This is a genomic window from Pseudomonas sp. Marseille-QA0332 (assembly GCF_054950175.1).
Map to the genome: position 1 here is coordinate 4,073,076 of NZ_CM143106.1, position 11,957 is coordinate 4,085,032.

10 protein-coding genes are annotated in these 11,957 nt (G+C 63.0%); 7 read left to right on the forward strand and 3 right to left on the reverse strand.

Features of this window, described 5'->3' with window-relative positions; all coding sequences use genetic code 11:
* Window positions 1-110 precede the first annotated feature (110 nt).
* The gene (locus tag ACY8GK_RS18865; protein WP_196178082.1) at window positions 111-1,025 is read right to left on the reverse strand and encodes a histone deacetylase family protein; all 915 of its coding nucleotides are present in this window, start codon (window positions 1,023-1,025) and stop codon (window positions 111-113) included.
* Between the two features lie 159 nt (window positions 1,026-1,184).
* Between ACY8GK_RS18865 and ACY8GK_RS18870 the strand changes: the two genes are divergently transcribed.
* From ACY8GK_RS18870 to ACY8GK_RS18890, 5 genes are all read left to right on the forward strand, one after another.
* On the forward strand, window positions 1,185-1,754 hold the full coding sequence (locus tag ACY8GK_RS18870; RefSeq protein ID WP_196178080.1) for a GNAT family N-acetyltransferase: 570 nt from the start codon (window positions 1,185-1,187) through the stop codon (window positions 1,752-1,754).
* 72 nt (window positions 1,755-1,826) lie between these two features.
* Window positions 1,827-2,696: an acyl-CoA thioesterase II gene (gene tesB / locus ACY8GK_RS18875; protein ID WP_196178078.1), complete on the forward strand. Its 870-nt coding sequence runs from the start codon at window positions 1,827-1,829 to the stop codon at window positions 2,694-2,696.
* Complete coding sequence (locus ACY8GK_RS18880; protein WP_196178076.1) at window positions 2,693-3,283, forward strand: HAD family hydrolase; 591 nt, start codon at window positions 2,693-2,695, stop codon at window positions 3,281-3,283. Before tesB ends, ACY8GK_RS18880 begins: the two co-directional genes overlap by 4 nt.
* 62 nt (window positions 3,284-3,345) lie before the next feature.
* Window positions 3,346-4,356 carry a zinc-dependent alcohol dehydrogenase family protein gene (locus ACY8GK_RS18885; RefSeq protein WP_196178074.1) on the forward strand — a complete coding sequence of 337 codons (1,011 nt, stop codon included), beginning with the start codon at window positions 3,346-3,348 and terminating at the stop codon, window positions 4,354-4,356.
* 389 nt (window positions 4,357-4,745) lie between these two features.
* A complete protein-coding gene (locus tag ACY8GK_RS18890; protein WP_462401803.1) occupies window positions 4,746-6,152 on the forward strand; it encodes an amino acid permease in 1,407 nt (468 codons plus the stop codon).
* 69 nt (window positions 6,153-6,221) lie between these two features.
* Here the strand turns inward: ACY8GK_RS18890 and ACY8GK_RS18895 are convergent, their stop codons facing one another.
* The gene (locus ACY8GK_RS18895; RefSeq protein ID WP_462401804.1) at window positions 6,222-8,066 is read right to left on the reverse strand and encodes a methyl-accepting chemotaxis protein; all 1,845 of its coding nucleotides are present in this window, start codon (window positions 8,064-8,066) and stop codon (window positions 6,222-6,224) included.
* Between ACY8GK_RS18895 and ACY8GK_RS18900 the strand changes: the two genes are divergently transcribed.
* Window positions 8,065-8,745 (forward strand): MerR family transcriptional regulator, encoded by a 681-nt coding sequence (locus ACY8GK_RS18900; RefSeq protein WP_196178068.1) that lies wholly within the window; start codon window positions 8,065-8,067, stop codon window positions 8,743-8,745. The genes ACY8GK_RS18895 and ACY8GK_RS18900 overlap by 2 nt on opposite strands.
* 33 nt (window positions 8,746-8,778) lie before the next feature.
* On the opposite strand, the gene ACY8GK_RS18905 is transcribed toward ACY8GK_RS18900, so the two are convergent.
* Window positions 8,779-9,435, reverse strand: a complete 657-nt coding sequence (locus ACY8GK_RS18905; protein ID WP_462401805.1) for an RES family NAD+ phosphorylase — start codon at window positions 9,433-9,435, stop codon at window positions 8,779-8,781.
* A 459-nt stretch (window positions 9,436-9,894) separates the two neighbouring features.
* On the opposite strand from ACY8GK_RS18905, the gene ACY8GK_RS18910 reads away from it, so the two are divergent.
* Window positions 9,895-11,784 carry a DEAD/DEAH box helicase gene (locus ACY8GK_RS18910; protein WP_196178064.1) on the forward strand — a complete coding sequence of 630 codons (1,890 nt, stop codon included), beginning with the start codon at window positions 9,895-9,897 and terminating at the stop codon, window positions 11,782-11,784.
* The last annotated feature ends 173 nt before the right edge of the window (window positions 11,785-11,957 follow it).

The window sequence follows — 11,957 nt, forward strand, 5'->3', positions numbered from 1 at the left end:
GTTCAAGCGATGCCGAGCGACCTGTACAAAAAATGATCAGACCTCTGTAGGCCAGAGAGCCAAAGGCCTCCAGGGCTTTTCGCTCAGGTTACCCACAGGCCGTTCCACAGTCATTGTGTACAACCGGCCACGCGCGCCGCGCTGTGATGAAGGATGCCGTGCCGTCGCGCCAGCGCCACGCGATCCTGGTCATAGCCACCCCCAATCACCCCGACCACCGGGATATCGCGCCCCAGGCAGTGACGCAGTACACGTTCGTCACGCATGGCCAGCCCTTGGTCGGTCAGTTGCAGATGGCCCAGCGCGTCGTCCTTATGCACATCGACGCCTGCGTCATAGAGCACCAGGTCCGGCTGGTACAGTGGCAGCAGGTAGTTGAGCGCCTCGTCCACCACTTGCAAGTAGGCCGCGTCGCCCATGCCGCGCGGCAGTGGAATGTCCCAGTCGCTCTGCGCCTTGCGTGCCGGAAAGTTCTGTTCGCAGTGCAGCGAGACGGTGATCGCTTCCGGCGTGTCTTCGAGCATGCGCGCCGTGCCGTCACCCTGGTGCACGTCGCAATCGAAGATCAGCACCCGCTGCACGCGTCCGGCTGCCAACAGGTAATGGCTGATCACCGCCAGGTCGTTGAAGATGCAGAAGCCGGCTGGGTGGTCGCGATGGGCGTGGTGGGTGCCGCCGGCCAGATGGCAGGCGATGCCATGCTGCAACGCCTGTTCGGCGGCCAGCAGCGATCCGCCGACGGCGCGTACGGTGCGTCGGGCCAGGGCTTGGCTCCAGGGCAGGCCGAGACGGCGCTGGTCTTCGCGGGACAGCTCGCCGCCCATGTAGCGCTCGATGTAGTCGCGGTCATGCGCCAGGGCAAGGATATCCACAGGGCAGGTCTGCGGTCGCAGCAGCGCCGCGTCGGTGGTCAGCCCGCTTTCCACCAGGTGGTCGCGCAGCAGCCGGAACTTGTCCATCGGGAAGCGGTGGCCGGCGGGAAATTCCGGACTGTAGTCATCGTGATAGATCAGGGGCAGGGGCATGGGATGATCGCGCCAGGAAGTCCGACCATCTTGCCAGCAAGCTGCCTGGCCGGGCAATCAGGCCGCACCCGGCTCGCCGATGGTTTTCACGAGGCGCCGGTAAAGCTGGCAGGCCAGCCTACTCTTGAACTGGCGAACCTTTGATGATGGAGCGATGCCATGACCCCGATTCTCCGTCTGGAAAGCGCGCGGCTGATCTTGCGCCAATGGCGTGACGAGGACCTGGGCGAGTTCGCTGCCATGAGCGCCGATCCTCAGGTGATGCGCTATTTCCCCGCACCGTTGACGCGGCTGGAGGCGGCGGCGCTGATTGGCCGCATTCGTGGCCACTTCAACGAGTACGGCTTCGGCCTGTGGGCGCTGGAGCGCATCGACACCGGCGCGTTCATCGGCATGACTGGGCTGCTGCGGGTGAACTTCGAGGCCGCCTTCACCCCGGCGGTGGAGATCGGCTGGCGCCTGGCCCGGGCCCACTGGGGGCTCGGCTTCGCCAGCGAGGCGGCCTGGACGTGCCTGCGCTGCGCCTTCAGCCAGCTGCGCCTGGACCAGGTGGTGTCGTTCACCAGCGAGCTCAACCTGCCTTCGCAGAAGGTCATGCAGGCGATCGGCATGCTCCAGGACACCGCCGGCAGCTTCGAGCACCCGCGCCTGCCGGTCGGCCACCCGTTGCGCCCGCACGTGCTGTACCGCATCGATCGCGCGCGCTGGGAGCGGACCTTGCACGGCTGAGCGATGGATCGGCAGTCAAACCCTGTATCATCCGCCCATGAATTGCCGTGATGCCGTGCCAGGAGACCCTGAATGAGCCATGTGTTGGACGACCTTGTCGACCTGTTGAGCCTCGAGCCTATCGAAGAGAACCTGTTCCGCGGCCGTAGCCAGGACCTGGGCTTCCGCCAGCTCTATGGCGGCCAGGTGCTGGGCCAATCGCTGTCGGCGGCCTGCCAGACGGTCGAGCAGGCGCGCCATGTGCATTCCCTGCATGGCTACTTCCTGCGTCCAGGCGATGCCAGCCTGCCGGTGGTCTACTCGGTCGACCGGGTGCGCGACGGCGGCAGCTTCAGCACGCGACGGGTGACGGCGATCCAGAAAGGCCAGCCGATCTTCACCTGCAGCGCTTCGTTCCAGTACGATGAGGAAGGCTTTGCGCACCAGGCCGACATGCCAGAGGTGGTCGGCCCGGAAAACCTGCCGAGCGAAGTCGAGCTGGCGCGCGCGCATGCCGACTGGCTGCCCGAGCGCCTGCGCGACAAGATCCTGTGCGACAAGCCCATCGAGATCCGTCCGGTCAGCGAGCGCGACCCGTTCAATCCGCGTCCGGGCGATCCGGTCAAGTACGCCTGGTTCCGCGCCGATGGCCATCTCGCCGACAGCCCGGCGCTGCACAAGTACCTGCTGGCCTACGCCTCGGATTTCGGCCTGCTGACCACCTCGCTGCTGCCCCATGGCAAGTCGGTCTGGCAGCGCGACATGCAGATTGCCAGCCTCGACCACGCGTTGTGGTTCCACGGCGATCTGCGCGCCGACGACTGGCTGCTGTATGCCACCGATAGCCCCTGGGCCGGCAATGCCCGTGGCTTCAACCGTGGCAGCATCTACAACCGCGCCGGCCAGCTGGTCGCCTCGTCGTGCCAGGAAGGCTTGATTCGTCAGCGCAAGGACTGGGCATGAAGCTTTCGACGATCCGCAACTGGGTGTTCGACATGGACGGCACCCTGACCATCGCCGTGCACGACTTCGCCGCGATTCGCCGGGCACTGGACATCCCGGCGGACGAGGACATCCTCGGCCATCTGGCAGCCTTGCCGGCCGAGGTGGCCAAGGCCAAGCACGCCTGGCTGCTGGAGCACGAGCGCGAGCTGGCCCTGGCCTCGCGGCCGGCCAGTGGCGCGGTGGAGCTGGTGCGCGAACTGGCCGCCCGCGGCTGCCGCCTTGGCATCCTCACCCGCAATGCCCGCGAGCTGGCGCATGTGACCCTCGAGGCCATTGGCCTGGCCGACTGTTTCCCGGTGGCGCACATCCTCGGACGTGACGAGGCGGCGCCCAAGCCCAGCCCCGACGGCCTGTTGCGGATCGCCTCGGCCTGGGGCGTGGCGCCCACCGAACTGGTGATGGTCGGCGACTACCGCATCGACCTCGATTGTGGCCGCGCCGCCGGCGCACGCACGGTGCTGGTCAACGTGCCGGACAACCCCTGGCCCGGGCTCGCCGACTGGCACGCCAGCGACTGCCGGGCACTACGCGGTCTGCTCGACTGATCGGCTGGGCGGCCAGGCTGTCTGTTCGTTTAACCCTCTTCACTTGCGAAGGAGTTTCGGCAATGAGCAACAAGGCTATCTATGTGCAGCCCGGCGGTGGCTATGACAAGGTCGAGTTCGGCAGTCATGACGCGTCGCCGCCCGAGGCCGGCGAAATCACCGTGCGCCTGCACGCCAACTCGCTCAACTATCATGATTTCGCCGTGGTCAGTGGCATGTGGGGGCCGAGCGAGCGGCGCATCCCCATGGCCGATGGCGCTGGCGAAGTGATCGCGGTGGGCGAGGGCGTCGACGAGTTCAAGGTCGGCGATGCGGTGGTCAGCACCTTTTTTCCCGACTGGATCGACGGCCAGGCGCACGTCGAGGGCTTCACCAGCGTGCCGGGCGATGGTATCGACGGCTATGCGCGCGAGCAGGTGACCGCGCGCGCCACCTCCTTCACCCTGGCGCCCAAGAGCTACAGCCATGCCGAGGCGGCGACGCTGACCACTGCCGGGCTGACCGCCTGGCGCGCACTGATGGCCGATGATCGGCTCAAGCCCGGCGACACGGTACTGGTACAGGGCACGGGCGGCGTCTCGATCTTTGCCTTGCAGTTCGCCAAGCTGGCCGGTGCCACGGTGATCGCCACCTCGTCCAGCGATGCCAAGCTCGAACGCCTCGAAGCGCTCGGCGCCGATCATCTGATCAACTACCGCAGCACGCCCGCCTGGGGCGAGAAAGTGCGCCAGCTCACTGGCGGTCGTGGTGTCGACCACGTGATCGAAGTCGGCGGCCCGGCCACGCTGGAGCAGTCGATGATCGCCGCGCGGATCGGCGGGCATGTCTCGCTGATCGGCATCCTCACCGGCGTGGCCGGACAGTTCCCGCTGGTTCAGGCGCTGGTGCGACAGATTCGCCTGCAAGGCGTGCTGGTCGGCAGCCGTGCCCAGCAACAGGCAATGATCCGCGCCATCGATGCCAACGGTCTGCGGCCGGTGCTGGACAAGCGCTTCGCCCTGGAAGAGATCGTCGAGGCGTTCCGTCATCAGGAAAGCAACCAGCATTTCGGTAAGATCTGCCTGGAGTGGTGACCACTAACCGGGCCGGCGCACCCATGAACCAGGAACGCGCCGGCCTGGGCTGGTCCTGCAATCCCCCATGGCGCTGGAAGCCGCCCCTCGCTTAATGGCATTTCGCCAATCTTTCACCACCCATGACGCAAATCGACATGCCATATGCGACGTTTGCCGCGTCCAGGCATTTACTGTCGTGATCGCGCACCTGCGGGACGTTTTCGAACAATTTTTCTGGCCCATCCCCGGCTTAAAGTGGGTCCGAATTTCGCTGGCGCATCGCTCTGCAAACGTGAAAAGGTCAACAACAGAGCGTGAGTGACGCGTCATCCCATTGTTCCTACAGGAGATTCTTTTCGCCTACGCCTGCCTCCTTTCCTTGTGTCAGCAAAAAGAGAACAAGATCGATGAACACCGTGGGATCTGATGGTAGTAACCTTGCGCAAGGGTTCAAGCCACGTCATGTAACGATGCTGTCCATCGCGGGCATCATCGGCGCCGGACTGTTCGTAGGTTCGGGGCACGCCATCGCGGCGGCTGGCCCTGCAACCATAATCGCCTACCTGGTCGCCGGCACCCTCGTGGTCCTGGTGATGCGCATGCTCGGGGAAATGGCCGTCGCCCACCCCGACACCGGCTCGTTTTCCACCTATGCCGACCAGGCCATCGGGCCATGGGCCGGCTATACCATCGGTTGGCTGTACTGGTGGTTCTGGGTGCTGGTCATTCCCATCGAGGCGCTGGCCGCCGGGCATGTATTGAACCTCTGGTTCCCGCAAATCGACAGCTGGCTGTTCGCCCTCGGCCCGATCGTCCTGCTGGCCGCGACCAACCTGTTCAGCGTCGCCAAGTACGGCGAGTTCGAGTTCTGGTTCGCCATTCTCAAGGTCGCCGCGATCATCGGCTTCATCGGGCTGGGCTTCGCCGCGCTGATGGGCTGGCTGCCGGAGCGCGAAGTCGGCGGCCTGGGCTCGCTGATGGAGCAGTACGGCGGTTTCGCGCCCAACGGTGCCTCGGCCGTGGTCGGCGCCTTCATCACGGTCATGTTCAGCTTCATCGGCACCGAGGCGGTGACCATCGCTGCCGCCGAATCGAGCGATCCCTCGCGCAACATCGCCAAGGCCACGCGCTCGGTGATCTGGCGCATCAGCACCTTCTACCTGCTGTCGATCCTGGTGATCATCTCGATCGTACCGTGGAACGATCCGCAGCTGCCGGTCGTCGGCTCCTACCAGCGCGCGCTGGAGCTGATGGACATTCCGTACGCCTCGTTCATGGTCGACTTCGTGGTGCTGGTCGCCGTGGCCAGCTGCATGAACTCCTCGATCTACATCGCCTCGCGCATGCTGTTCTCGCTGGCCCGACGCGGCGACGCGCCGGCCATGCTGAACAAGACCTCCACGGTCGGCGTACCGCGTGCCGCGGTGCTGGGCAGCACGTTGATCGGCGCGGCCATCGCCATTCTCAACTTCTTCGCGCCCAAGGGTGTGTTCGAGTTCCTGCTGGCCAGCTCCGGCGCGATCGCCCTGCTGGTGTACATGGTCATCGCCATCTCGCAGCTGCGCATGCGACGCCGCCTGGAGCGGGAGAACGCCCAGCTGAAGTTCCGCATGTGGCTGTTCCCCTGGCTGACCTGGGCGGTGATCATCTTCATCGCCTGCGCCTTGGGCGTGATGATGTTCAGCGAAGCGCACCGCGCGGAGATCACCGCGACCTTGAGCCTGGCGATCGTGATTTCCTTCCTGGGCATCGTCACCTCGCGCGGTCACTCGCGCGCAGCCAGCGGTCGCGCCGTTGGCGAGGCCAGCTCCTGAGCAGCGACCCCTGGCCTGGCAGGGCAGGTCGTGGCCGATGCTGCAACCACGACCTGCGCCGTAGCTGACTTACAGCTTGAACTGCGCCACCATTGCGCTGAGTTCCACCGCCAGGCGCGAAAGCTCCTGGGCGGCGGCGCTGGTCTGGTTGGCGCCGGTCGAGGTCTGCATCGACAAGTCGCGAATGTTCACCAGGTTGCGATCGACTTCCCGGGCCACCTGGGCTTGCTGCTCCGAAGCGCTGGCGATCACCAGGTTGCGCTGATTGATCGAAGCGATGGCCTCGGCGATGGTCTCCAGCGCCCGACCGGCGCCCTGGGCGATATCCAGGGTGCCACTGGCCCGGCCCTGGCTGCTGTGCATGGCCCCCACCGCGCGCTCGGTACCCGACTGGATGGCGCCGATCATCTGTTCGATCTCCTCGGTGGACTGCTGGGTGCGGTGGGCGAGGGCGCGTACCTCGTCGGCCACCACCGCGAAGCCCCGCCCGGCCTCGCCAGCGCGCGCCGCCTCGATCGCCGCGTTGAGCGCCAGCAGGTTGGTTTGCCCGGCGATCGCGCCGATCACGTCCAGCACCCGGCTGATCTCGTTAGCGCTGCTAGCCAGCTGTTCGATCTCTTGCGAAGTCCCGGTCACGTCCTCGACCAGCAGGCGGATCGAGTCCAGGGCCTGATTGACTTGCTCGCGCCCCTCGCGCGTGGTCTGGTCGGCGTTCTTGGAGGCGTCCGCGGTGCTGACCGCATTGCCGGCGACTTCCTCGACGGCCGCGGTCATCTGGTTCACCGCCGTGGCCGCCTGGTCGATCTCCGCGCTCTGCTGGTGCAGGCCACGGCTGGTGTCCTCGGTGACGCTGTGCAGTTCTTCCGAAGCCGAGGCCAGCTGCTCGGAAGAGGCGGCGATCTGGCGCAGCGTTCCGCGCAGGCTGTCCTGCATGCGCGCGAGCGCGCCGAGCAGCAGCGCCGGCTCGTCGCGACCTTCGACCGGGATGTCCCGGGTCAGATCGCCCGAAGCGACCCGTTCCGCCACGCTTACCGCTTCGGCCAACGGCACGACGATACTGCGAGTGAGCAGCGTGGCGATCGCGACCAAAACCAGCAGGATCAGCAGCAGCGCGCCGATGATCAGCGCAAAGGACTCATCATATGCCTCGGCACTGCGCGTGGAGGCCTTCTCGGCACCCTGGGCGTTGTACCGCACCAGCGCCGTGAGGGTGCTCATCATTGCCTCGGTGCCCTGCGCCAGCGGTCCATTGACCAGTTGTCGGGCATTGTCCAGGCGGTTGGCCAGGACTGCCTCGCGAACGTTGGCCTGCAGCGCTTGGTAACGTTCCTTGGCCGTCATGAAGGCATCGAACAGCGCCCGGTCTTCCGGCTCGTCGATGGTGCCTTCATAGAACGCCAAGCCCTTTTGCAGGCCGCTGTTGATGCCATCCACCTCGGCCAGGGTCGCCTCGCGGGCGCTGGCCTGTTCCTCGAGGATGCTGCGCATGGTCAACGCCCGCGCCCGCCCTACATCCCGCCCGATATCGCCCAGCACGATCACCGCCGGCATCCAGATGGCGCGGATCTCATCGCTGGCGCTGTCCATCCTGCGCGTCTCGTACAGCGCGACCAGCCCGAGCAGCGCCACCAGCAGGCCGATCAGGATGAACATTACGGCAGCGCGAAGGCCGATCTTGATGTGTCTGAATTGCATGAATCGCTCCTGGCCAGGGTAGGAAAAAGGGAAGGCCCTGGTTATTTTCGAGGGATTCGATGATGTTATATTGATATCGTTCCTGGCACGGGGGCGGGTATTCGTGAGGAAATGATTCAAGCGCAGCGGTAAATGAGTTGGACAAGTGTACAACTTGACTAAAGAGCCATGCGGCAGTACCGTGAATGCCAGTTCATGCACCGTGATGGAGGTACTCATGTCCGCTGCAATGCTTGACGCAGTCGCACCTCGTACGAGCGCGAGAGCTTCGCAAGCCCAGGTCCAATTGATCTATCGCTTCCTGGCAAGAATCGCCACGACTCCAGAGGCCCAACTGCTGCGTGCGGTCACTCTGGAGGATGCCCAGGCCTTCGCCGCCATCGCAGAACTCGCGCCGGTCGAAACGCAACCTGCCGCCAGCCTCTCGAAGCGGGTCCAATACACTGAGGAAAAGAAGCGCAGCATCGCCGTGCGCAATCAGCTGGCCGACGCCAACATGCGCAAGCGTGCCTTCACGCGCGCGCAGCAACGCTGTGATCTGCTCGATGCCAGTGAAGTCTGTGACATCCTTGGCATAAAAAAGCAGGCACTGAGCCAGCGTACCCAAAGCGGCAAGCTGTTGGTCTACAGCGAAGGTCGACGGCGCTATTACCCCGGCTTTCAGTTCGATGGAAATAGGGTGAAGCCGATTTTCGAAAGGCTGATCGAGGAAATGCGGATCGACCCAGCGGATACCTCGCGGATGAACCTGTTCATCCAGTTTCTGCTCGACCGGATCGACCTGGCCGAACCGGACACATCGGCAGATGAAAAGTATCGCCACGAACTGCTAGATACGGCAAAGCGTATCGATCTGTTCAAACGAGACTTTGACAACATGGGGACGATGGGGCATTGACAGCCAGGGTTGCCAGAAACGCTGGCGGATACCTCAGACTATCGTGACGCCCAAGGCATTGAGCAGCTCCTTCGCTGTCTCGCCAGTAGACAGCTCGACTTCCAGTACAGGCAGATAATGCACCGGACGGAGCTGTGCCTGCCGGTTTTCGAACAGAACCAAGTTGCAACCTTCGAACAAACCCGCGGGGCTCAGTACCGCAGAAGGGTAGATCAGGCCATCTATGTCTGTTAATTGCATACAGGCGTGACTGAGCTGGCGGGTCAGTTCGTAACCATTGTCGTATCTGGTCTTCACCATCGCGTACAAAGGACTGTTTGTGCTTCTAGCTGCGAGGACCGTTACGTCTACTACTCTCAGGTCGCGTGCCGCCTGTAGGCAATGGAGCGATTTTTGCGCCATGTCGCTGGCCTGGACGGATCTCTGGTCGCGGTTGTCGCCTTGAAAAGACTCGGCGATGGCCACCATGTCGCTACCTGCCAGGTATTTCACTCCGATTCGTTGCGCAGGATCGGCATAGCGTGAGTCGGAGGCGCGCTCATAATGGATCGGGCTCGAATCGCGTTTCGATTTCTGGACTCGATAGAGTTGTGTGTCTCGCTGGATCGTGCGCAGCACAGACGGAGCGGTGGTGATAACGTTTACGATCAGTTCATTTACATCGTCTTGTGGCGTCTTCTCTATGTTCATTGTTTATGATGTCCTTATTGTTAATTCTGCTCATGGCTAATTCCAAGGCGGATGACCGTGTGGGCTGCCGAAACAGCCGATTAATGATAAGCCGCTGTGTCGTTGGCGGCGGAGCGAATCTTATTCGTGTACCGTCATATCGTGCAAGTACATTTTTTGCGAAGCAAGTCGTGAGGGTGAGTCATAAATTACTTAATGTTTTCTTGAAAAACAAAATTAAGTTTTTGTGGTTTTGAATAAATGATCTATCGCGCTGAAAACAAGAGGTGAAGTGCCTCGAGGGTTCATTCGTCAACTTCGTTTCTCGGTTTGTCTCGATCTGGTGCGGGTGGTCTGGTAGAACACTTGTCCCCCCCCCCTCCGAAAGTTACAAGTCTTTACAACGCTGTCCATTAAAGGGAAGCTCGAACCTCCGCCACCTCAACAGTGCCTTGGCACGCCACGGAAAAGGCAACCGACATGGCTCGATTCTTTCCATCCCGTACCACCTGCCGCTTCGATACGTCGGGCGAACGCCGGCTAGCTGATCGTCTGGAGAAGAAGCTCGAGGACGACTATCTCTGCTGGTACAACGTCCCGGTGGGGCCGAAAGCCTTGCAGCCGGACTTCGTGTTGCTACACCCGCTGCGCGGGCTGCTGGTGCTGGAAGTGAAGGATTGGAAGCTCGATACCATCCAGAGCATGGACCGTGACCAGGCCAGGATCTACGCCGAAGGCCTGTTGAAAACCCAGAAGAACCCGATGCTGCAAGCGCGGACCTATGCCATGGAAGCCGCAAGCATGCTGCAGAAGGACCCTGCACTGGTACAACCCGCCGGTTCGCCACATGCTGGCAAGTTGCTAATGCCGTTCGGCTGGGGCGTGGTGCTGACCGGCATTACCCGCAAGCAGTTCGAAGGCACGAACCTCGCCGAGGTGCTCAACCCCCAGCAGGTGATGTTCCAGGACGAGATGACCGAGACGGTCGATACCGAGGCCTTCCAGCAGCGACTCTGGGGCATGTTCCACCATGTATTCCCGTGCCATCTGAGCCTGCCGCAAATCGATCGTGTGCGTTATCACCTATACCCCGAAGTGCGAGTGAACGCAGTGCCCGGTCAATTCGGTCTGTTCGCCGAGCAGGACGCGCCGCTGCCAACGCTGATCAAGGTGATGGACCTGCAGCAAGAGCAGCTGGCGCGCTCGCTGGGGGAGGGACACCGGGTGATCCACGGCGCGGCCGGCTCTGGCAAGACCATGATCCTTGGCTACCGCTGCGCCCATTTGGCACAAGTCTCGAGCAAGCCGGTGCTGGTGCTCTGCTACAACAAGTCGCTGGCCGGCCGCTTGCGCCAAGTGCTGCATGAGCGGGGCCTGAGCGACAAGGTCATCGTGCGCAACTTCCATGCCTGGTGCTCGGACATGCTCAGGACCTTCAACGTCAGCGGTCCCGCTCAGTACCTGCCCATGGACGTCAAGATGAAGCAGATGGTCGACAACACGATAGACGGTGTGGATCGTGGCTTCATCCCTCGTGCCCAGTATGCAGCGGTGCTGATCGACGAAGGCCACGACTTCCAGCCAGAGTGGTTCAAGCTGGTGGTGCAGATGATCGACCCGCAGAGCAATTCGCTGCTGGTGCTGTATGACGACGCCCAGTCCATCTACCGCGACAAGGGCGGCAAGAGCGGGATGAACTTCAGCTTCGCCAGCGTCGGCATCCAGGCCCAGGGCCGTACTACCATTCTGCGCCTGAACTACCGCAATACCGTCGAGGTGCTCTCAGTGGCACGCGCCTTCGCCACGGAATTGCTCGCCGCTCGCGACGCCGCCGAGGACGGCGTACCGGTGGTCGCCCCGCAGAGTGCCGGACGCCGCGGCGCCTTCCCGGAATTGCTGCGCTGCGAGACCGACTGGCAGGAGTGCAATTGCATCGTCGAACGCATCCGCGACGCCCATGGCCAGGGCCGCGCATTGGATGACATGGCGGTGATCTACCGCAATACCGCCCAGGCCCGCCGTATCGAGCGGGCATTGCAGGTAGCCGGGATTGCCTTCGCCTCCGGACAGTCGTCCGAGGGGCGTGGCCGACTGTATGGCAGCGGGGACTCGGTCAAGATCGTCAGCATGCATTCGAGCAAGGGGTTGGAGTTTGGTCTGGTGCTTATTCCTGGGCTCGGCGAGATGCCACGCAAGGAGGAAGACGAGGCGGACGAGGCGCGTTTGTTGTACGTGGCCATGACGCGGGCGATCGATCGGTTGGTCATGACGTATCGTGAGCCGTCGAGTTTTACCCGAAAGGTGCAGGATTCGATTGGCAGTGTGCGGCGGCAATTGGAGGAGGTGGATGCAGGGCGGGCGGTTGGTTGAGAACAGCATGTTCTCTACAAGACAAGGAACAACATCGGCAAGCGCCTCCTGCGAAGCGGGAGGCGTAGGCATGCACAAGACCATCTTGGATCAGTCGGAGACGGTCGCTGTATCTGATAGGCCTGCTTTTTGAATCTGCTGTGGTTTCCCTGAGGGGGCCTCGTTGCAGTGCC